Source organism: Halococcoides cellulosivorans, assembly GCF_003058365.1.
GTDB classification, from domain to species: Archaea; Halobacteriota; Halobacteria; order Halobacteriales; family Haloarculaceae; genus Halococcoides; species Halococcoides cellulosivorans.
Genome location: NZ_CP028858.1, coordinates 188,974 through 208,042 on the forward strand (window position 1 = coordinate 188,974; position 19,069 = coordinate 208,042).

Here is a 19,069-nt window from a genome sequence, read left to right on the forward strand (position 1 = left end):
ACCTTTAAACCCACCGACCACAAGTTAACACGTGGCATGATAGATCGACTCGAAAAAGAAGTCGACATGCTGGAGCGACACCTCCAGGTGTTACGAATGGTGATCGAGAACGAACCGATCGGCATCGTGAAGATGTCCAACGAGACCGGCTACCCCCACCACAAGGTCCGGTACTCGCTGCGCGTGCTCGAAGAGGAGAACCTCATCGAGCCGTCCAGCCAGGGCGCCATCACGACCGAAGAGACCCAGGCGTTCGTCGACGACCTCGACGGCAAAGTCGAGGAGATCGTCGACAAACTCGACGAGATGAAAATCGAAGACGCGACGGCGATCGAAGGCTAACTGCTTTTCAATTCGGGGACGGCGAGGTGGAACTGTTCGTCACGCGCTTCGACCAGACAGAGGTGAAAGCCGTCTTTCCGGGAGAGCCGGACGTACGATTCGCGACTGTCGCGACTGAACAGGCCGCCGCCGGTCGCGTCCGCCGCCGTTTCGAGCGCTTCGGGGTCGAAGTAGCTCTCGGTCACCAGGAATCCGGCCGCGAAGTGGTCGTGTGACCGGCCAACGTCGGTCGCGGTCGTCACGAGCGTCTCCATCATCGCGCCGGTCGCGGCGTCGCGGTCGTCGTTCAGGTCCGCGACGATCAGCGGGTTGCCCATCCGGTCGCGCACGACGACGTCGAACGCGCGCTGTTCGCGACTGGTCTCTCCGTCGACCTCGACCTGGACGCTCACACTCCCCTGAAGTTCCGCCCGATCGATCCGGGGCAGCGCCTCGTAGAGGTCTGCGAGCGCGCGCCCGTGGCCCGTGTCGCGAATCTCGTAGATCAGATCCTCGACGAGCCAGGAGACGAACCGGTAGAGCAGACTCGATTCGAGGAACTCGTCGAACGGTTGGCCGTCGACGGCGACGTCGTCGGCCTCGAACTGGGTGTGGTGTTCGAGTCGGAGGTTCTCGGTGACGGCCGATCGGTCTGCCGACCCTTCCGCGGCGGCTTCGAGTGTCGCTTCACCGCGAGAGGCGTACCGTACGAACAGGTTCGTCCCGGCGAGCGCCTCGTCGGCCGAGAGCGTTCGTGTCGCGCTCTGGGCCGCGCCCGTTCCGGCGGACTCGGCGGGCCTAGAGTCGAGTTGCTCGGCCAGATCGTCGCGTTCGGCCGCTAGCTCGTCGAGTTGGGCCTCGAGTTCTTCGATGCGACTGCGATACTCCCCACGCTCCTCGCGCAACCGGTCGACGGTCGATTCGAGGTCGTCGATCCGGCGGTCGCGCTCGTCGATCTGGGCCTCCAGATCGCGAATCTGCTCGGAGGGCGCGCCCGACGCCGGCGGTCGGTCGCGCGAGACGCCACTCGTCGGTGTCGACGGGTCGCCCGAGTCGTCGCTCGGTGACTCGCTGTTCGCGGGGTCGACCGACGGGATCGATCGGCGTTCGAGGTCCTCCGGCGAGAGGTCCTCGTCCGACCGGGAGCGCTCTCCGCCGCCTGGGCCGGCGGCGGACTCGCCTGTGTCGGTCTCCGTGCGCGGCGTCGACGACTCACGCGAGCGGTCCTCCTGGCTCGGCCCGGTCTCCGGTCGCCCACTGGCGTCGCCCTCGCCAGTGCGCCCCTCGCTCGACGCCGCCGATCGCCGGGGCGACGTGTCGCCCTCGCTGGAGCGGTCCTCGCCCGCCCGGTCGTCCGTGGAGGGTTCACGCGACTGCCCGCTCTGGCTCGTGTCGTGCGATCGGTGCTGGTCGCTCGTGTCCGCCTGGCGATCGTCTCGCACCGGCCCGCGGTCCTCTCCTCGCTTCTCATTGGCCCGGTCTGGAGGATCGTCCCGTTCGGTGCGCTCCCGATCCGGCGGTGAGCGCGTCTCGCCGGTCGTGTCGTCGCCCGCGTGGCGGTCCTCGTTCGCACGTCGGTCCTCGTCGGTGCGCTGGTCTTCGTCCAGTGCGGGGCGGTCGTCGCTCTCCGGTCCGGATCGGTCCGTGGGTTCCCGTGTGGGCCGGTCGCCGGTCTCGGTCGGGTCGGCCAGTGGGTCCCGCTCGATCGTGGTGCGCTCCGGGCCGTCCGACGGTTCGTCGCGCTCGGGCGCTGCTGACTCTTGGTCGTCTGACTCTGCGGTGTCTTCGCGCTCGGTCGGCCGTCGGTCGGCCCCGCCGTCGTCGCGTCCGGCGTCGAGCGGGTCGAGCGCTCGATCGGGGCGATCGCGGTCGGTGTGATCTCGCTCGTCTCGCTCTCCACCGGCGTCGAGGGGGTCGGTCGCGTCGTCGCTCTCGCCAGGTCGGCCGCTCGATGGTCCTGTGACTCCGTCGCTCGATGGTTCCGTCGTCCCGGAACTCGATGGGCCTGCGGCGCCGGCGGTCGTGCCGCTCTCGGCGCCAGGCTCGGTTCCGCCCGCCGCGTCGACCTCCTGGACGTCGATGTCGACCTGGTGGACCTCGAAGATGCCGACCTCGTCGTCGGCGGTCTCGAACGCCTCCTCGTCGGTGATCAATCGCTCGCTCGCGCCGACGAACGCGGCGCTCGTCGACCGGCCGCCGTGGTAGACGATGTAGTAATCGCCGCTGAGGACGTTCTCCGAAAGCTCGATGTAGCCCGTAAAACCCGCGTCCGAGAGGCGGCGATCGACGTCGCTGATCGGGGTGTCTTCGGTGTAGTACTTCGCCCGCGGGCCCTCGGTACGCTCTTGCATCACCGCGAGCAGGGGGAGCGCGTCCGATGGGGCCCGATAGGCCGTGCCCGCCGCGTCTGCGACTGTGTCGAGGGTGCCGTCGATCACGCCGACGACGCTACCGTCGAGAAAGTACGCAGCCCCGCCCGCGGTCCGGACGCGCCCGGAAAATCCGCGGTCGGAGAGCTGCTGGAGCCCGTCCTCGCCGCCCTCGTAGGGCACTTCCTCCCAGTCGTCGACGCGGTCGACCGTGCGCGTCGTCATTACCTCTACAGTATCGGCCAGTCGACGCAAATACTTTGTGAAGGGGTGGGGGCACGCTGGTGGTCGGTTGGGGACGCCGCTGGTGATCGGTCGTGGACGCCGTGGGGTTGGGACCGTCGTGGACGGGTCGGGCCTCGTGGGGTCTGCTCCCGGCCGTGACGCCCGGGATCGATCTCGGCGCTGGACGCCCGAACCCGATCCTCAACTTATATGAGTCCGTCGTCAGAACCCCCGCTCAATGCATGATGGCGACTGACGAACACCGTGCGCGTGTCGTGGGCACGCTGATTCTCATGACGCTGGCGGTGACTCTGATCGGATCAGGGGTGGCGAGTGCTAGCACGACGAACGTGACCGACGCGGCGGGTGTCGACTCGAACGCCTCGCTCGAACCGATCGCGGACCGATTGCCGACCGATCCCAACGGCGATGGCCTCTACGAGGATATCGACGGGGATGGACGGTGGACGTTCGTCGACGTGAATCTGTTCTTCCAGCACTCCGACGAGCCGGTGATTCGGAATCATACCGCGGCGTACGACTTCGACGGGGACGGCGAGATCTCCCTGCAGGACACGCTGTCACTGTTCGAAGAGCGCTACGACGGCGACGGTGACGGACTGTCGACCAGCGAGGAGCGCGCTCTGGGCACCGATCCCCGCCTGGCCGATACGGACGGCGACGGTGTCGACGACGGCCAGGAAGTCGAGACCGGGACCGGCCCGAGGGTCGTGAACTTCGACAACGCGGGCGTGGACTGCGGCGGTGACTGTGACGTGAGTTCGCGGTCGGTCGCCGTGGGGCCTTCTGACCCGATCACAGCCGCGGGCCCGCGACGGACGGGCCCCGCGGTCGATATCGATCCGAACACAACCTACACGGGCGACATCGAGCCAGCGGATGCGGACATCGTGGTCGCCCAGGATGGCGGCGGTGACGCCGAGACGATCCAGGGTGGCGTGGACGCCGCAAGCTCGGGTGACGTGGTCTACGTGCGGACCGGCGTCTATCGCGAACAGGTGACCATCGACGAGCAGGTGACGATCGTTGGCCCGAACGCGACGTTGAGTGGGTCGGGATTGGGGAATTATACCAGGGGATTTACGATCAACGAATCGACTACGATATCTGGTCTCACCGTCGAGGAATTTGCTGGAGTTATGGTCGATCGGCAGCCGAACCTCGAAGTCACCCTCAGAGCGGTGACCATCCGAGAAGCCGGGACGACCGCGTACGCTAGCGGATCATCGGCTGATTGGACGTTTGAAAACGTCACAATGTCAGAATCTGGGGGGATCTTTGCACAAGACTCCACAGGAGACTGGATGTTCGAAAATGTATCGCACTCTGGGTATTCGAGTATTTTTGCGTCTCGTTCCACTGGAGATTGGTCGTTCGATCGCGTAACGATAGATGACACTTCGGGTCATTGGATCTATGCATCCGACTCCTCTGGCAAGTGGACGATATCACAGGCCCACGTCGAAACAGCAGGTGCCGGCATCGGCGCTACTGACACGACTGGAGACTGGACGCTCACCCGCGTAAATATGACGACTGGGTATGCCGGTGGCGCAATCTATGCTGGTGGATCAGAAGGTGACTGGACCGTTTTGGAAACGTCGCTTACTGGTGGAAATGTTAGTTATGTACTATCTGCAACCAAATCCCGCGGTGATTGGGTGGTCTCCCACAGCGCATTCTTGATCAATGGCTCGGGCTCAGGCAGTGGAATTTCAGCGAGTGGCTCTAGTGGCCAGTGGAGCATATCTCACTCAAAAATATCTGTCCATGGTGATTCTCTGATAGTCGGACAGACTGGCGACTGGGACGTTAGAGAAACCACATTTAATGGCGGAAATGTTGGTATACAGTCGGGAGATCACCAGGGTACGTTGATGATATCCAACGTGACGTTCGATCAGGGGAGCGAGTCGGTTGCCATGCACAGTGGCAATCACAGTGGACAGGTCACGATCAGAAACGTCGGTATTGAAGATGGCACCGGGATCCTTGGCGGCGGGACTGGTGACTGGGAGCTTCGAAATATCCATATATTGAACAAATCACCGACATCAAGCAGACACCTTGGCATCAATATCGACTCCAATGGGAGCAACGTGACGATTTCGAACGTCGTCACATCTAACGTGGAAATGGCCATTCTGTGCGGGGGAGATGCCGACTCGTGGACGATACACGATACGATCATCCAAAACGCCTCGAATGGCCTCATCATCGATGTCGAGGGCCAGACGACTGTCGAAGAGACTCTCATAAAAAACGCGACAAAGGGGATTGTCGCGGATGGGTCGAGTCACCTCAACGTCTCCAAGGTCACGCTGACTGCGATTTCCGATGTCGGCATTAGCTACGGGAGCGGGCCCGGCAACGCCACCCTGTCGAAACTGCGAATTGCTGACGCCAATCGGGCAATCGATCTCCGAAACATGGGATCGACGACTGTCTCCCGGACAATCGTTCGGAATGCCTCGACTGGCCTCGCGGTGACAGAGGGCTCGGTTCTGGAGGACGCACAAACGAATCAGACGGTATCGGTGCGTCGGTCTCGCTTCTCGAACACCGACCGCGCGATCTGGACCGACACAGACGCACTCGATCGCGTCACAGCGACGGAGTTCCGGTGGGTCGATGAAGCGATCAACGCGAGCGAGACGAATGCGACGATCGACGCCCGCGAGAACTGGTGGGGGTCGGACGGCCTGACCGAGTCGGACACCACGGGCGACGTGCTGACCGGCGAGGCCTGCGACGAGCCCTGTGCGGGATATATTCGGGACAGTGGGGCGACCTCGGGGGATATTCTCCCAACGGCCAGCCTGGTCACGGGCGAGGGCGTCGCGGTCTGGAACCAGCGGTTCGGGACGACTGAGAACGCGACGATCGCGATCGAGTACGAGACGACCGCGCTGGACGACAACGCGACGGCCACGCTGATCGCCGCTCCGAACAGAGAGCCGATGCTCTGGACGCTCGATCCCCCGACGAACGGAACGGTCGAACGCACCCTCTCGGCTGACCGGTTCCACGCCGACGACTCCGTCGGCGAACGCGTGACCATGATCCTCGAGACGACCGACGCCCGGGTCACGGTCGCGAACGTGACAGTCGGGACCGCGACGGCGGCCTGATCGACCGGCGACCAGCGACCCGGTCGACAGCTTTTATCTGGCCCCGGTCGACCGTCCGGCATGGGCCGCCCACCCCGATATCGGATCGCTGACACCGCCCAGCAGATCGTCGGCGGCTTCCTGCTCGCCGGCCCCTTCGTCGTCACCGAGGAGGTCTGGAATCTGGCGGCGACGATGACGCTGGTCCACGGAATCGCGGCGGTCGCACTCGTCGCGGCGATCGGCTACGGCGCGCTGTACGCCGCCGACGACGATCGGGATCCCGATTCCGAGGCCGAGGTTGCGGGTGTTCCGATCCGGTTCGTCTCCTTGATGGGCGTCGCCTTCGGGTCGGTGACCGTCCTCGCCTTGCTGGTCGCCGCACCGGATCACTTCCTCGCGGAGTTGCCCGCCGATCAGCACCTGCCGGTGATGGCGCGTGCGATCAGCGTCGGTGCGATCTTCAGCGTCGTCGGGGCGGCGACCGCCGACAGCGTGTTTTGAGGGGTCGATGTTCGATCGGGCTCGATCACGACTGTTCGCCTCGTTCGCTCGGCTCGAAATCGCCGTCATCCTCGCTGGGATGTGGCTCGTCCGGTGCACTCGCCGCCCACGCTGCGGCGTCGATGCCACCGTCGAGATCGTCGAGGCGATCGCTGATCGCGTGCAGATCGTACGCGGAGCGGACGCGTTCACGATCGTCCGCGATCGCCCAGTACTGGCCCCGATGCCGGACGAGTTCGCGGTCTTTCAGCCGCGACAGCGCCGTGCCGACCGTGTTCGCGCTCGCATCGATGGCCGTAGCGATCTCCGAGCGGGTGAACGCCTGATCGTCGTGGCGGGCGAGATGGGTGACGACTCGCTCTGGAACGCTCGGTCCCTGGGGCACGTCCCCAGACTCGAACTCGTCGATGCTGACGGGCATGGTGCTGCATAGGTGTGCCAGCGTAATTAGCGTACTGCCGTACTGGATGTACTTCTCCTCAGTCGATCGCCTTCTCACTCCGCCAGTCGTTCGCGCGCGGCGGCGACGACCAGCGGGAGCGTGATCGTCGCGTCAGCGTACTCCGAGACCATGACTGAGGCCCGCCGGTACGCTTCAGGATGGCACGTTCATTACCCGTGGAGGGAGATAATACATAAAATGATCTAATCCGTAATATATGTATAATTTCAGTATGAATGGGTAAGTATGCGGGCCCACAACTGAAAATTTATGAAACGGGTCACCTATTCAGTAATTATTGGGGCTGCAGTATTTATTTCAGTCCTGTTATTGGCTATTATTTTCCTTCCGTCGCTATTGTCTCTCTGGGGTGGAGACGCGGGGTATTCGTCACTGTGGGGTGAGGTACATGTCCAGCACATCGGATCCGACGATAGTGTCGGGGAGATCGAGGTCACTCCCTTCGAGAACCTCTCCGAAAGACAGCAACGCGTCTTCGAACGCGCCCTCGATAGCGCCAGCAGTAAAACCCGGGTCGAGTCCTCGGTCCGATTCGACACGTCGCACGTGTCCTACGAGGGTGAGGTGTACGAGGTAAAGGTCTTGATCCTCGATTGAGGGTCCGTCGATTGTGACCGCGCTATCCCCTGCTTCACCGCAGACATGACGTTTGTGTTATATTCTTCAGATTGCGAGGAGTATCGCCAGCCGGTGAGTTCCACCTCAGGCCAACCGCTCCCGCGCGGCGGCGACGACCAGCGGGAGCGTGATCGTCGCGTCGGCGTACACCGAGACGTTCTCGGCGTCGGGTTCGAGTTTGCCCCACGACCGGGCCTCGTCGAGTGTCGCCCCGGTAAGCCCACCCGTTTCGGGTGGATCCATCGTCAACTGGACGGCGTAGTCGTACGCCCGGGGCGTCACCAGCGCGGCCTGGAGGACGAAGTTCTTCGGGACGCCGCCGCCGACGACAAAGGCCCCGAGTTCGTCGGCGTGGTGGGCCTGATCGGTGATCGTCGTCAGGTCCGCGAACGCGTCGACGGTGAGATCGCGCGTCCGGCCGTACATCCAGGTCTGCAACCCGAGAATCGAGTCCTGGATCGCCGGACAGTAGATCGGCACGCCAGCCTCGTGGGCCGCGGCGGCGACGCCCGCGTCGGCGTCGATGTCCTCCTCGTCGTTGACGCGACTGTTCGCCCGCCCCAGCGCGGCGGTCACGTCTTCGATTGAGACGGGATCCCCGCCGGTCAGCGGTTCGAAGACGTGCTCACGACAGTGGGCCTCGAACGCGGCGAACTGCTCCTGAGGAAGATACACGTCGTAGATCCGGTCGACTTCGGCGTCGCGAAGCGCCTCGTCGTGGGCGCGACTCTCCTCGCCGTCGGGCCCGACTGCGCCGTGGTGGTGATGCCCACCGATCGCCTCGATGGTGTCGTGGGTGAGCGTTGCGCCGGTCGTGACGAGCGCGTCGACGTGCCCGTCGCGGATCAACTCGGCGACGATCGAGCGCATCCCCAGCGGGACCATCGCGCCCGCGAGGCCGAACAGCGTGGTCACGTCCTCCGAAAAGAGCGACTCGGCGACGTCGACCGCTTCGGCCAGATTGCCCGCGCCCGCGCCGGCCTCGCGATATCCCGCGACGAGGTCGTCGACGGTCATGCCCGCCCGCGCTTCGGCGTGGCCGATCGGGTCGTGATCGAACGGGCCGCGATCCTCGTGCTGGTGATCCTCGGTCATACCGTGTTCAGGCCGGTCGGGCGCTTCAAGCCCGCGATACGGTGCCTGGGCCCCTGCCGTCAGCGGCGGTCGCCGAGCGGCTGGATTCGATACCAGACGACGAACCCGGCGAATACGACCGTAGAGCCGAGGAGGAAGCCGACGACGAACACGATTCGACCAGGTGATCCGGTCGTGAGACTGGCCAGGCCGAGTCGTCGAAGCGCGGCCGCCACGGTGAGCGCCCCGGCAGCCCCACCGAACACGAGAGCGAGAGCGGCGACGACCGTTTCGAGTGCAGACCTCCCTCGCTCGACGAGTTCGGCGCTGATGCGTTCTGGGTGCATGGGTCGAATCGCCACTCACAGCCCGGTCGGATGGTCGATCCAGGTGGTCTCCAGGTCCCACGATTCCATTCGATCGGCGAGTGCGCGCACGCCGAGCGTCTCGGTGGCGTAATGCCCCGCCGCGATCACGTTCAGTCCGCGCTCGCGGGCCTCGTGATAGACTGGCTGGCTCACTTCGCCGGTAACCAGGAGGTCCGCGCCCGCCCTCGCGGCCGCTCCCAGGTAGTCCCCGCCCGCGCCGGTGACGATGGCGACCGATTCGACCTGGTCGGGCCCGTGATCGAGCGTTCGAACCGTCCCGTCGCCGGTGTCGAGGTCCGTGGAAAGGTCCTCGGCGATCGCATCCAGCGGGCGGCCCGCGGGCAACCGGCCCGACTGGCCGACCGGGAGGTCGGTCCCATCGAGGGTGATCGGCGCGCGATTGCCCAGATCGAGGCGGTCCGCGAGGCGCGCGGCGTTGCCGAGTTCGGGATGGCCGTCGAGCGGGAGGTGCATCGCATAGAGTGCACAGCCCCCCTCGATCAGGCGCGCGACGTGGTCGTAGGTCCGCCCGGTCACCCGATCGAGGCCACCCCAGACGATGCCGTGGTGGACGACCAGGAGGTCGGCGTCGCGATCGACCGCGGTCTCGACGGTCGTGCTCGCGGCGTCGACGGCGACGGCGATGCGGTCGACGTCGGGATCGGGGCGGTCCGTGCTCGTGGCGAACGATCCGTCGGGCCCGACCTGACAGCCGTTCGCACTCGGGTCGAGATCGGCGTAGCCCGCGACGTCGAACGGCTCGGCGAGTCGGTCACAGACTGTCGAGAGCTGCATAGCGGGGCCTTCGACAGCCGACCTGTTGGGTGTTCGGGTCGCTACGCGGTGTCGAGGCGATACCGGACGGTCTCGACGCCCTCGAACTGCGGGCCGGTCCCGACGCGCTCGAACCCCGCGTTCGAAACCACGTCGCGGACCGTCTGTTCGGGCTGAGGGATGAGTACCTCGACGCGCATCGATTCCTGGCGGGCGAATCGGACGGGTTCGTCGAGAAGGCGATCGCAGGCGTCTTCGGCCCCGTCGAGTTGGGTGACGTGGACCGTCTGATCGCGGGCGTCGAAACTGACGAATCCGCGGATCGACTCGTCGTCTTCGGCCACGCGCACGGTGCGATCGTGGATCAGGTTCACCATCACGTCCCGGGGACTGTCGGTGAGGTTCGCCAGCGTCTCGGCGTCGGCTTCGACGGCGTCCCGGATGTCCATGTCGGCGGGACACTCCGCTGGCACTTACCGTTTGTCACGGGGTGGGTCGGTCACAGTTCGAGTGGCGTCTGATCGAAGACTTGATCGAGAAGTCGCCGTGCCTGCGTCCGTGCCGCGGCGGAGCCGACGAAGACGCCGGAACCGTACACTCCGACCCCGATGCCGACCAGAACGAGCGTTTCGACGTCGGTTACCGACTGGAACTGCCTTCGCAGGAGCGCGACCACGACCGCCATCGTGGCAGCACTCGCTACCTGGACGCCGATCGTCCGCCAGTCGACACCGAATCCGACGATTCGGTGGAGAATACGGCCCGCGAGGACGGTCCCGAGAAGCACAGTCACGGCCGTCGCGACCGCGGCTCCGATCGCCCCGAACTGCCAGGCCAGGACGACGTTGAGGGTAAGATTGACTGCGATGAACACGATCGAGATGCGGAATGTCGCGTCCGGGCGGTCGATCGCATTCAGCGACTGCATCAGGAACGTCTCGTAGGCCTGGCCGAGACGGCCGACCGCCAACACGGCCAGGATCGTCGCGCCGGCGGTGAACTCCGGCCCGTAAATCGCGAGGATGTCTTCACCGAGAACGATCGCGCCGGCCACGCCAGGGATGGCGAACAGTCCGGCGAAGGTGGTCACCGTCGTGAGCGTACTCGCGATTTCGTCGGTCCGGCCCTCGGCCGCGTGGCGACTCAGGTACGGGAAGACGACCTTGCTCATCGCGGAGGGCAACAGGATGAACGCGGCGCTGATCCGCCACGAGATCTCGTAAACACCGATCGCGGAGTCTGCGACGAAAAAGCCCAGCACGAGGACGTCCATCCAGGAGTATGCATACGGCTTGATCGTCGTCAGCCAGGCGTACTTGCCGTAGTCGTACAGGTGTCGGAGGTGCTCTCTGGTCGGGCGGGCGATACCGAGCGAACTCACTGCGAGGATCGCCACCGAGATGACTGCCGCCGCGGCGATCTCACCCACCAGCAGGCCGACCAGCTTGAACCCGGCGACGACGAGGACGACTTGCAGACCGATCCGGAGCAGTTCCCAGGCCCCGCCGACGAGCGCGGCGAGTTCGACTCTGTGTTCGCCACGAAGGATCGCCCTGAGAAACGTTCCGATGCCCTTGAAAACGAACAGCGCAGCCACGAGCATGGTTCCCTGGAAGCCCAGGTAGGCGTCGACCCGCCCTCGAAAGAGCACGAGCACGGCGACGATCACTGCCAGCAGAGCAATCTGGAGGGTCGTGCCGGCCGTGAAGTACGCGTCCTGGTCGGTGTCCTCGCTGATGCGCTTCTGGGTCGTCCCCCGGATCCCCTTGGTCGGGATCAACAGCCAGTTGACCAGTGCGAGTGCGAGAAAGTACTGTCCGAGCGTTCCCGATCCGAGCAATCGCGCGAAGTAGATCGTCGCGACGAAGCCCACCACCGTCTGGAGCATTTCGACGCCGAACTGCAGCGCCGAGGACCGAGCGAGTTTCGCCATCTCAGCCCTCCAGATACGCCGCCCAGACCGTGTCGCGAATCCTCTCGTGAGTCTGGTCGATCGGCCGTGTCGTGTCGATCACGCGCGTCTGCTCGTTGGCGCACTCCTGGAATAGCTCTCGACGATCGCGGAGGTAGTCGATCGGGTCGGCGTCGATGTGGAGTCGATCGAGCATTTCGCCGGTGTCGTCTTTCCGGTCGGCGGCGACCTCGGCTGGCACGTCCATCAGGAAGGTCACGTCCGGCGTCGGCAACCACGAGTCGATCAGCGTCGCGGGACGCTCGCGGTAGAGCCCGTCGTAGTGGAGTTCGACGCACTGATCGAGGACGTAGCGATCGATGCAGACGACTCGTCCCGATCGCAGGTGCGGGTAGATGTACCGGGCGAAAAACAGGAGGTGATCGATCAACAGGAAATACCCCCAGATCCGTCTCAGGACTGCGCTGCGGTGGTAGTCCTTACGTCGCCAGCCCAGCGTGACGTACAGCACGCCCATGAACGGATACGATAAAAAGGGCCGCCACCGCGCCCAGACGTGAGTCGCGTCGACGCCTGCCGCCTCGAACTCCGCGACGAGTCGCTCGGCCTGGGTCGTCTTGCCCGAGCCGTCGATGCCCGAAAAGCAGATCAGTGCGCCGCCGGTCCCGACCGGTCCGACGCCGGCCTCTCGACGGGTGATCCCGACTAGATCACCGAGCGATAGCCGTCGCGTGCTGGGATATCGGAGCAGTTTGTAACTGATCGGGACGACGGCGACGAGGCCGCCGAGACCACCGACTGCGAGGAGGGCCCCGAGGATCTCCCGTCCGAGTGCGCCGAGACCGATCGCACCGCCGATCACGGCGAGCGGTCCCGCGAGCAAAGTGAGTCCGATGGTCGCGTCGCGTCGTCGACTCATGCTTCCCCCAGGAGGACCTTCGAGGCGGCCGTCAGCCCGTGAGACTGGAAGTCTTTCAGCGTCTCGTGAGTCGTGCACTGTCTCGCGACGCGGGGGACGTGGTGGACTGCCGAGGCCATCGTCGGCAGCCAGGTCGGGAACACGACGGGGAACGATCGCGGCCGCGAGCGCTCGAACCACCGATCGACGAGCCGCGTGATCCACGATCGTGGGATGGCGTCGAACACTCGATCGGGCACTCCCCCGCGACCGGTGGCCGTCAGATACTCGTCGAGAACGAGCAAGTAGGCGTAGAGTGCGTCGACACACCCGTACGAGCGGGCCGCCTCGATCGCGATCGCCCAGTCGACCGATTCGGTGTCGACGATTGCGACGCCGTGGTAAAGTTCTGCGAACGTGATCGAGCAATGCGAGTAGGCGTGGGTCGCGACGAGATACAGGTCGTCGGCGGGGGCCGGCGTCCGCTGGCCGTCCGCGTTCGCGCGCTCGACGACCCGTTCGGCGTCGCAGACGACCTTTCGGATCCACATCGCGTCGGGGTAGATGTCGACTGGCCGTGGATCTGCGGGTGAGCGCTTGGCCATGACCTTTCGTGGGTGCGCGAGCAGGCGAAAGCCGTAGAACTCGAACCCCTCCGCGGCGAGAACGCGGGCCGCGAGCGCCTGCTCGCGAGGGTCGGGGACGAGCAGGTCGACGTCGCTCATCGTCGCGCTGGGCGTCCGGAGGTTCTTCATCGAGGCGTACGCGACGCCGGCGTCGTTCAACAGCTCGCAGACGTGCTGGAACCGCTCGCGGCGTTTCCGACGGTGGGCAGCCTGGTCGTCGGCCTCGTCCGGTGGCTCCGGAAGCAGTTCGAGTGAGAGTTTGTTCGCCCGGAGCACCTCTGCATCCGGTGGGTCGCCAACCCGATCGACCGCCGGGTCGACCAGGCCGGCGATCGCCGCCGATTCCGGCGCGTATCCCCTCTCTGCGAGCGTGGCGTCTCCAATCGTGTGCTCCATGGTGGTTACCGGTATCCGAGATCACGCAATCGCTGTTCCAGCTCTGCATCGACGATCTCGCGATCGTCGGCACTGGCCTCGTGCTCGGTTCGGTGCGTCGATCGCCAGTCGTCGAGGCGGTCGGCCAGCCGCTCGGCCGTCTCTGGCGACCGTTCGATCATGTTCTCGCGTTCCTCCGGATCCGAACGCAGATCGTACAGTTCTCGCTCGCCACCGTGGACGACGTGACACCCCTCGCAGACTGCCGAGTCACCGACCGTTTCGATGTACTTGTACCGGTCCGTCCGGATCGCAGCCTTGCGCTGGGTGTGGGCCTCTTCGACGATCACGGCGTCTCGTGTGGGGTCGCCGTCGCGGATCGTCCCGAGCAGGGAGTGCCCGTCGACGTCCGGGAGGGGATCGTCGAACAGAAAGTCACAGAGTGTCGGCGCGATGTCGACGTGCTGGACGAACTCGTCGACCGTCCGGGCCGGCAGATCGGGGTGAGACAGAATCATCGGGACGTGGATCGTCGCGTCGTAGAGTCCGTGATGATCGAAATAGATCCCGTGTTCACCGAACGACTCGCCGTGATCGCCCAGCACAACGTACAGCGTCGGCCGGTCCGTCGCTTCGTCGACCCTTTCGTCGAGGCGACGGAGTTGCTCGTCGACGAATCGGACGGCCCCGACGTACCGGTCGTACGGGTCGTCCGGGTCGCCCTGCACGTACTCGTCTGGCACCTCGTAGGGGGCGTGCGTGTCCCAGAAGTGAACGAAGGTGTACGTCGGTGACGTTCCGGTCTCGACGGCGTCGATCGCTGCGTCGACGACGTCGTCTGCGGAATCCGGAAGCCACCCACCAGCCTGGACGCTCGGTTCCGACACCTGGAAGTATGCCCGACGGAACACACTCACGAGACTCGGTGGGGCCCTATCGAGAGACCATTCGAGCAGTGCCGACGGCACAGACCGCCGTCTACCACCCGATCGGTCGCGGTCCCGTTGGTCGGTCGACTCGTCGAGTTTGCCGCTGTACTGGTCGTACCCCGATTCGTGCCAGTTGCCGAGCCAGTCGATCGCGCTGGTCTCGTAGCCCTGCGCTCGGAACCGTTCCTGGAGAAAGGGTAGGTCGTCCAGAACCTCAATATCGCGTTCCGTGAGGTTCGTTCCGTGATTGTAGACGCCCGAAGTCGCCGGATACGTGCCAGAGTACAGCGACGCCAGCAGCGGTTCGGTCGCGTTGATCGGTGAAAACGCCCGCTCGAACTCGACGCCACTCACGGCGAGGTTCGTCATCCAGGGGGCAGTCTCCGCTGTGACTACGTCCGGCCTGAGTGCGTCGACGACGACCACCACCACGTTCGGCGTTTGAGTTTGGTCCATGTATCGAACGAACTGTCGCGATACCGATTCGTAGTCTGTCGGTTTGTGGATGTCCTGCATAACGATTTCGACTGCCGAACGGCGACACCTCCCGACCGGTCGTCCTCGGTTCCCACCCAGACCGGTGACGACGGTGTCGCTGCGAGGCGTGATCTCTCATAGCTTTCAAGACCGCCGCCCGCTATGGCCGGTATATGCCGGTCTGGCGCACTCTCGACCGCCTCGCTGATCGATGGGGGGCCGTCCTCGTCGGAACTGCTCTCTTTTTCCATCTCTTGCCGATCGTTTTCAACGCTGGCCTGCCACCGATCGACGGTGACTCGGCACTCTTTCAGTACATGGGGTGGTCCATGACTCAGGGGGGATTGCCATACGTCGACATCTGGGATCTCAAACCGCCCCTGATATACTATGTCACGGCTGGCCTCGGGGCGCTCACACGCGGGAACGTCCACGTCTTGCACCTTGCAGGGGTTTCGTTGACGACCGCCACGGCGGTCGGATCCGTCCTTGCCCTCGGCACGATCACCCATCGCCAGACTGGTGATCGGAAACTGGCTCTCGCGGCCGGTCTTTCTCTCCTTTCGCTCCCGGCGTTCTATCAAATTCCACTCGGTGGGGTCCGACCGAAATACTTCGCACTGCTGTTTGGATTGGTTGGCCTCTATCTGATCCTCGAAGAGCACCCGGGACTCGCCGGCGCGTCTACGGCCATCGCGGCGGGGTTCTGGCACTGGGCGGCGATATACCCGCTGCTCGCGGTCGCCATCGCGATCCTACGGTCGAGACGTCAGGCACTCTGGGTCGTCGCCAGCGGGCTGGTCGTCACGATTCTCGTCCTCGTCCCGTTCGCGGTCCGCGGGGCGCTGGACACGATGATCGCTGAAGTGGTCCTCACGATGCTTCTCGTCGGATCGGAGTCGCAATTCGTCGGCATACGCGTGGTGAAACTGTTCGTGGTGTACGGATACGGCTCGATCGTCGTCCCGCTGGGCGTGCTCGGTGCAGCGATGACGCTCACACGGCGCTACAGACGGGACTGGTGGATTGCGGCCGGGACTGGGTGGTTCCTCGTCCAGATCCTCGTCGTCGATTTCGACTGGCGAGCCGACCTCCTTCACCTGGCGGCGTTTTTCGCGCTGGGAATCGGTGTCCTGGGATCCCACCGCGACCTGTGGCGTCGACTCTCGGATCGGCTTGTTGATGCGGTCTCTGGTCGGTCGAGTGCTCGATTTCTCGTCGCTGGTCTCGACCGGCACAGTGGGCCATCGATCGTCCTCGGGGTGGCCATTCTGGCCGCGCTCGCTGGTCCGGTGTGGGCCGGTGGGATGGAACTCGTCGTGGACGTTCTGCCCCTCGGTCCGATCGAGCCGTGGATTCCGCACAAGGCACCTGTCGTCGATCTGTTCCGGACGCTGACCAGGGGGTCTGCGACGGTCGAACCACCACCTCGGTATGGGCTGCCCGATCTTCAGGACCTGTTCCTTTCGAAGTCCTCGGTACCGGAGTGTCACGTTCGTCTCTCTACGACGGAACGGAATCTCATGGAGGCACTCGAGGTCACTCACGAAACGACGCCCTGTGGCGACTTCGATCGGTACTGGGAGGCTCTGGTGGGGTGAGGCCCGATCGACGGTCGCGGTCGATTTGTACCGTCGATCGCGGGTCGATCTGCCGAGAGGTGAATATTTGGGGCAGTGGCGTTGAGTGCAGGCCATGACGAACGTGTTCCGGAAACTCGGTGTCGCCGCCGACGCGATCCGACTCGCGATTCATGGTCCCATCTACACGGCTACGCTCGACGATCGATCCGCGTCCTTCCTCGTGACGACGCCACGAGAGTATCATCACGCCCGACGGTTCACGGGCGAACGAGAGATCCTCCGCACCTTTCTCGACACGATCGAGAGTGACGATCACGTCCTCGACGTCGGTGCCAACGTCGGGGTGTTTTCGGTCTTTGCGCTCGCGGCGCTCGATTCCGGCCGAGTCACCGCCGTCGAGCCACACCCACCGACGGCGGTTCGTCTCCGGACGAATCTGGCCCAGAACGGACCGGAGTCGTCCTGGACGGTGCGAAATCACGCACTCGGGGCCGAGGATACGACGGCCGGGTTCCACCTCGAAAACGATATGAGCGGGTTCCCTTCGAATCACCTCGCGAGTGACGGCGAGACGACCGTCACCGTTCGGCGGGCGGCGACACTCATCGACGAGGACGAAATCACCGTTCCCGATGTCGTAAAAATCGATGTCGAAGGGGCCGAAGGGAGCGTTCTCGACGGCTTCGGGGAATTCCTCTCTGAGGTACGATCGGCGTTCGTCGAGGTGCATCCGACCGCTGGCGTCTCCACCGAGTCGATCGAGTCCCGACTCCAGGCGGCGGGGTTGACGATCACCGAACGGACGGTTGCCGAGAACGAGAACACGCCGATGCTCGTCGCGGAACGGTGATAGCCGGACTGTCGTGAATTGGGGGCCGTCTGTCGAGATCATCGGATCCCGACGGCTGACAGTCTCCGTCGTGTTTGGTGATGATGTGGTACCGTCGGATCGACGTATACCCCGGCCATCGAATGGTGCGATTCCCCGATCGATATGACTCTCCAGGCCTCTGGCGAGTCGACCCGAATACGGCCGACAATCTTTTGGTCGAGACAAGCTTTAAATCGTCTATTCGTGACGAGCGTCGCTTTGGTCGTGCTGGATACGGTCCGGAAAGACCTGTTCGATGAACTGTTCGACTGGCTTCCTGGGGTGGCCGTTGAGAACGCATACTCACCAGCGAATTTTACGTCCCCTGCGCACGCCTCAATGTTCACGGGCACCTATCCGTCACGGCACGGTGTCACACCACGACAAAAGTCACTTGACTCCGCTGACACCGTTCTCGCAGAACGACTCGACGAGATGGGCGTCAAAACTGTCGGAATATCCACCAACACTCATATATCGAGGTACTGGGGATTCGACCGAGGGTTCGATCTGTTCTCCGAACGGTCTGAAACGGGTCGGATGCTCTCACAGTCGAACGTCGATTGGATACAGCTCGTCCGGGACGCTGATTCCCGTTCGGTGGTCGAAGTGTTGGAAGCGTGTCTCCGATCGGGCCACTCAGTCAAATCGCTCTGGGTGGGGGCGGAACTGAAATACTACGATCACCCCGTTCTCGGGACACTGTTTTCGGGAGCGCAGGATTCTGGAGCAACCGCCGTCCAGAGTTTCATCGAAGACCGGTGCGTCCGCGATCCGGAGTTCCTTTTCGTGAATCTCATGGAGGCTCACAGTCCCTATGATCCGCCTGAAAAGTACTGGTCGGGGGATGGCGTTCAGCTGTCTGGCCTCGCTGAGTCGTTGGGTACTGCGCCCTCTACGGAGACGATCGATCGGGCCTATCGGGCGGCCTGCCGGTACCTTTCCGACAAGTACGAACGAATCTTCGACGATATCCGTGACGAGTATGACTATATTATAACATGCTCGGACCACGGCGAACTCCTGGGCGAACACGGGTACTACGCCCACGAGTACGGTCTCTATCCAGAATTAGTTCAGGTGCCACTGGTGATCTCTGGACCGTCGGTCCGTGATCGGTCAGTCGATAACCTGCTGAGTCTGACTGGTATTTTTGATCTCGTCGTGGACCTTTTCCACGGGGCGACCGTCCGTGACGCCCTCGATGTCGTCTCCGAAGATCGCTGTTTCACGGAATTTCATGGACTCGATCCGAACCGTCGAGATCGCCTGATTTCTGAGGGGTACTCGTCTGACGTTCTCGCCTCCCACGATACGGTTCTCGCGGGTGCTGCTGACTCTGCGGGATACGTGTATGGGGGTGTCGACGGATTCGAGGGCGACTCCGATGACGATGCTCTTCTGTCGGCCGCCCAGGAACACCGTGATCGTCTCGTGATCGATCCGAGTGAGACTGATACGCACCCGGCTGATTTGCCTGAAGACGTTCGCCGTCAGCTCGATACTCTGGGGTATATTTAAACATCTCCCGAGTGGTGAGTTATTTTCTGC

Annotated in this window: 17 protein-coding genes; 7 read left to right on the top strand and 10 right to left on the bottom strand. The window is 63.9% G+C overall.

Annotated features, from left to right (window positions below; all coding sequences use genetic code 11):
- The first annotated feature begins 36 nt into the window (after positions 1 to 36).
- Positions 37 to 342, top strand: a complete 306-nt coding sequence (locus HARCEL1_RS00955; protein WP_108380757.1) for a hypothetical protein — start codon at positions 37 to 39, stop codon at positions 340 to 342.
- Here the strand turns inward: HARCEL1_RS00955 and HARCEL1_RS00960 are convergent.
- Positions 339 to 2,915 carry a DUF7527 domain-containing protein gene (locus HARCEL1_RS00960; RefSeq protein WP_108380758.1) on the bottom strand — a complete coding sequence of 859 codons (2,577 nt, stop codon included), beginning with the start codon at positions 2,913 to 2,915 and terminating at the stop codon, positions 339 to 341. The genes HARCEL1_RS00955 and HARCEL1_RS00960 overlap by 4 nt on opposite strands.
- A 242-nt stretch (positions 2,916 to 3,157) precedes the next feature.
- On the opposite strand from HARCEL1_RS00960, the gene HARCEL1_RS00965 reads away from it, so the two are divergent.
- Both HARCEL1_RS00965 and HARCEL1_RS00970 read left to right on the top strand, forming a co-directional pair.
- The gene (locus HARCEL1_RS00965; protein ID WP_108380759.1) at positions 3,158 to 6,067 is read left to right on the top strand and encodes a right-handed parallel beta-helix repeat-containing protein; all 2,910 of its coding nucleotides are present in this window, start codon (positions 3,158 to 3,160) and stop codon (positions 6,065 to 6,067) included.
- A 60-nt stretch (positions 6,068 to 6,127) separates the two neighbouring features.
- Positions 6,128 to 6,550, top strand: coding sequence for a DUF2391 domain-containing protein (locus HARCEL1_RS00970; protein ID WP_108380760.1), 423 nt, complete (start codon positions 6,128 to 6,130; stop codon positions 6,548 to 6,550).
- A gap of 25 nt (positions 6,551 to 6,575) precedes the next feature.
- Here the strand turns inward: HARCEL1_RS00970 and HARCEL1_RS00975 are convergent, their stop codons facing one another.
- Positions 6,576 to 6,971, bottom strand: a complete 396-nt coding sequence (locus HARCEL1_RS00975) for a winged helix-turn-helix domain-containing protein (protein WP_108380761.1) — start codon at positions 6,969 to 6,971, stop codon at positions 6,576 to 6,578.
- 291 nt (positions 6,972 to 7,262) lie between these two features.
- Here HARCEL1_RS00975 and HARCEL1_RS00980 point away from each other — a divergent pair, with 291 nt between their 5' ends.
- Positions 7,263 to 7,610 carry a hypothetical protein gene (locus HARCEL1_RS00980; RefSeq protein ID WP_159076962.1) on the top strand — a complete coding sequence of 116 codons (348 nt, stop codon included), beginning with the start codon at positions 7,263 to 7,265 and terminating at the stop codon, positions 7,608 to 7,610.
- Positions 7,611 to 7,715: 105 nt separating this feature from the next.
- Here HARCEL1_RS00980 and HARCEL1_RS00985 read toward each other — a convergent pair whose 3' ends face one another.
- The 8 genes from HARCEL1_RS00985 to HARCEL1_RS01020 are packed head-to-tail and all read right to left on the bottom strand — an operon-like array spanning position 7,716 to position 15,043.
- Positions 7,716 to 8,726, bottom strand: coding sequence for a deoxyhypusine synthase (locus HARCEL1_RS00985; RefSeq protein WP_108380763.1), 1,011 nt, complete (start codon positions 8,724 to 8,726; stop codon positions 7,716 to 7,718).
- 59 nt (positions 8,727 to 8,785) lie between these two features.
- Positions 8,786 to 9,052: a hypothetical protein gene (locus HARCEL1_RS00990; protein ID WP_108380764.1), complete on the bottom strand. Its 267-nt coding sequence runs from the start codon at positions 9,050 to 9,052 to the stop codon at positions 8,786 to 8,788.
- Between the two features lie 15 nt (positions 9,053 to 9,067).
- On the bottom strand, positions 9,068 to 9,868 hold the full coding sequence (locus HARCEL1_RS00995; RefSeq protein ID WP_108380765.1) for a Nif3-like dinuclear metal center hexameric protein: 801 nt from the start codon (positions 9,866 to 9,868) through the stop codon (positions 9,068 to 9,070).
- 41 nt (positions 9,869 to 9,909) lie between these two features.
- A complete protein-coding gene (locus tag HARCEL1_RS01000) occupies positions 9,910 to 10,296 on the bottom strand; it encodes a hypothetical protein (protein WP_108380766.1) in 387 nt (128 codons plus the stop codon).
- A 50-nt stretch (positions 10,297 to 10,346) separates the two neighbouring features.
- On the bottom strand, positions 10,347 to 11,780 hold the full coding sequence (locus HARCEL1_RS01005) for a flippase (protein WP_108380767.1): 1,434 nt from the start codon (positions 11,778 to 11,780) through the stop codon (positions 10,347 to 10,349).
- Between the two features lies 1 nt (position 11,781).
- A complete protein-coding gene (locus tag HARCEL1_RS01010) occupies positions 11,782 to 12,678 on the bottom strand; it encodes a dTMP kinase (protein ID WP_108380768.1) in 897 nt (298 codons plus the stop codon).
- Positions 12,675 to 13,679, bottom strand: coding sequence for a nucleotidyltransferase family protein (locus HARCEL1_RS01015; RefSeq protein WP_108380769.1), 1,005 nt, complete (start codon positions 13,677 to 13,679; stop codon positions 12,675 to 12,677). Before HARCEL1_RS01015 ends, HARCEL1_RS01010 begins: the two co-directional genes overlap by 4 nt.
- Before the next feature lie 5 nt (positions 13,680 to 13,684).
- Positions 13,685 to 15,043 (bottom strand): sulfatase family protein, encoded by a 1,359-nt coding sequence (locus HARCEL1_RS01020; protein ID WP_159076963.1) that lies wholly within the window; start codon positions 15,041 to 15,043, stop codon positions 13,685 to 13,687.
- A 194-nt stretch (positions 15,044 to 15,237) separates the two neighbouring features.
- Here HARCEL1_RS01020 and HARCEL1_RS01025 point away from each other — a divergent pair, with 194 nt between their 5' ends.
- From HARCEL1_RS01025 to HARCEL1_RS01035, 3 genes are all read left to right on the top strand, one after another.
- The gene (locus tag HARCEL1_RS01025; protein ID WP_108380771.1) at positions 15,238 to 16,665 is read left to right on the top strand and encodes a DolP-mannose mannosyltransferase; all 1,428 of its coding nucleotides are present in this window, start codon (positions 15,238 to 15,240) and stop codon (positions 16,663 to 16,665) included.
- A gap of 94 nt (positions 16,666 to 16,759) precedes the next feature.
- Positions 16,760 to 17,497, top strand: a complete 738-nt coding sequence (locus HARCEL1_RS01030; protein ID WP_108380772.1) for an FkbM family methyltransferase — start codon at positions 16,760 to 16,762, stop codon at positions 17,495 to 17,497.
- Between the two features lie 246 nt (positions 17,498 to 17,743).
- Positions 17,744 to 19,039: a sulfatase-like hydrolase/transferase gene (locus HARCEL1_RS01035; protein ID WP_233357457.1), complete on the top strand. Its 1,296-nt coding sequence runs from the start codon at positions 17,744 to 17,746 to the stop codon at positions 19,037 to 19,039.
- Positions 19,040 to 19,069: the final 30 nt, after the last annotated feature.

Bases quoted from the DNA above. Each gene is read 5' to 3' on its own strand.
- HARCEL1_RS00955 (WP_108380757.1), top strand. From the start codon at position 37: ATGATAGATCGACTCGAAAAAGAAGTCGACATGCTGGAGCGACACCTC.
- HARCEL1_RS00960 (WP_108380758.1), bottom strand. From the start codon at position 2,915: ATGACGACGCGCACGGTCGACCGCGTCGACGACTGGGAGGAAGTGCCC.
- HARCEL1_RS00965 (WP_108380759.1), top strand. From the start codon at position 3,158: ATGATGGCGACTGACGAACACCGTGCGCGTGTCGTGGGCACGCTGATT.
- HARCEL1_RS00970 (WP_108380760.1), top strand. From the start codon at position 6,128: ATGGGCCGCCCACCCCGATATCGGATCGCTGACACCGCCCAGCAGATC.
- HARCEL1_RS00975 (WP_108380761.1), bottom strand. From the start codon at position 6,971: ATGCCCGTCAGCATCGACGAGTTCGAGTCTGGGGACGTGCCCCAGGGA.
- HARCEL1_RS00980 (WP_159076962.1), top strand. From the start codon at position 7,263: ATGAAACGGGTCACCTATTCAGTAATTATTGGGGCTGCAGTATTTATT.
- HARCEL1_RS00985 (WP_108380763.1), bottom strand. From the start codon at position 8,726: ATGACCGAGGATCACCAGCACGAGGATCGCGGCCCGTTCGATCACGAC.
- HARCEL1_RS00990 (WP_108380764.1), bottom strand. From the start codon at position 9,052: ATGCACCCAGAACGCATCAGCGCCGAACTCGTCGAGCGAGGGAGGTCT.
- HARCEL1_RS00995 (WP_108380765.1), bottom strand. From the start codon at position 9,868: ATGCAGCTCTCGACAGTCTGTGACCGACTCGCCGAGCCGTTCGACGTC.
- HARCEL1_RS01000 (WP_108380766.1), bottom strand. From the start codon at position 10,296: ATGGACATCCGGGACGCCGTCGAAGCCGACGCCGAGACGCTGGCGAAC.
- HARCEL1_RS01005 (WP_108380767.1), bottom strand. From the start codon at position 11,780: ATGGCGAAACTCGCTCGGTCCTCGGCGCTGCAGTTCGGCGTCGAAATG.
- HARCEL1_RS01010 (WP_108380768.1), bottom strand. From the start codon at position 12,678: ATGAGTCGACGACGCGACGCGACCATCGGACTCACTTTGCTCGCGGGA.
- HARCEL1_RS01015 (WP_108380769.1), bottom strand. From the start codon at position 13,679: ATGGAGCACACGATTGGAGACGCCACGCTCGCAGAGAGGGGATACGCG.
- HARCEL1_RS01020 (WP_159076963.1), bottom strand. From the start codon at position 15,043: ATGGACCAAACTCAAACGCCGAACGTGGTGGTGGTCGTCGTCGACGCA.
- HARCEL1_RS01025 (WP_108380771.1), top strand. From the start codon at position 15,238: ATGCCGGTCTGGCGCACTCTCGACCGCCTCGCTGATCGATGGGGGGCC.
- HARCEL1_RS01030 (WP_108380772.1), top strand. From the start codon at position 16,760: ATGACGAACGTGTTCCGGAAACTCGGTGTCGCCGCCGACGCGATCCGA.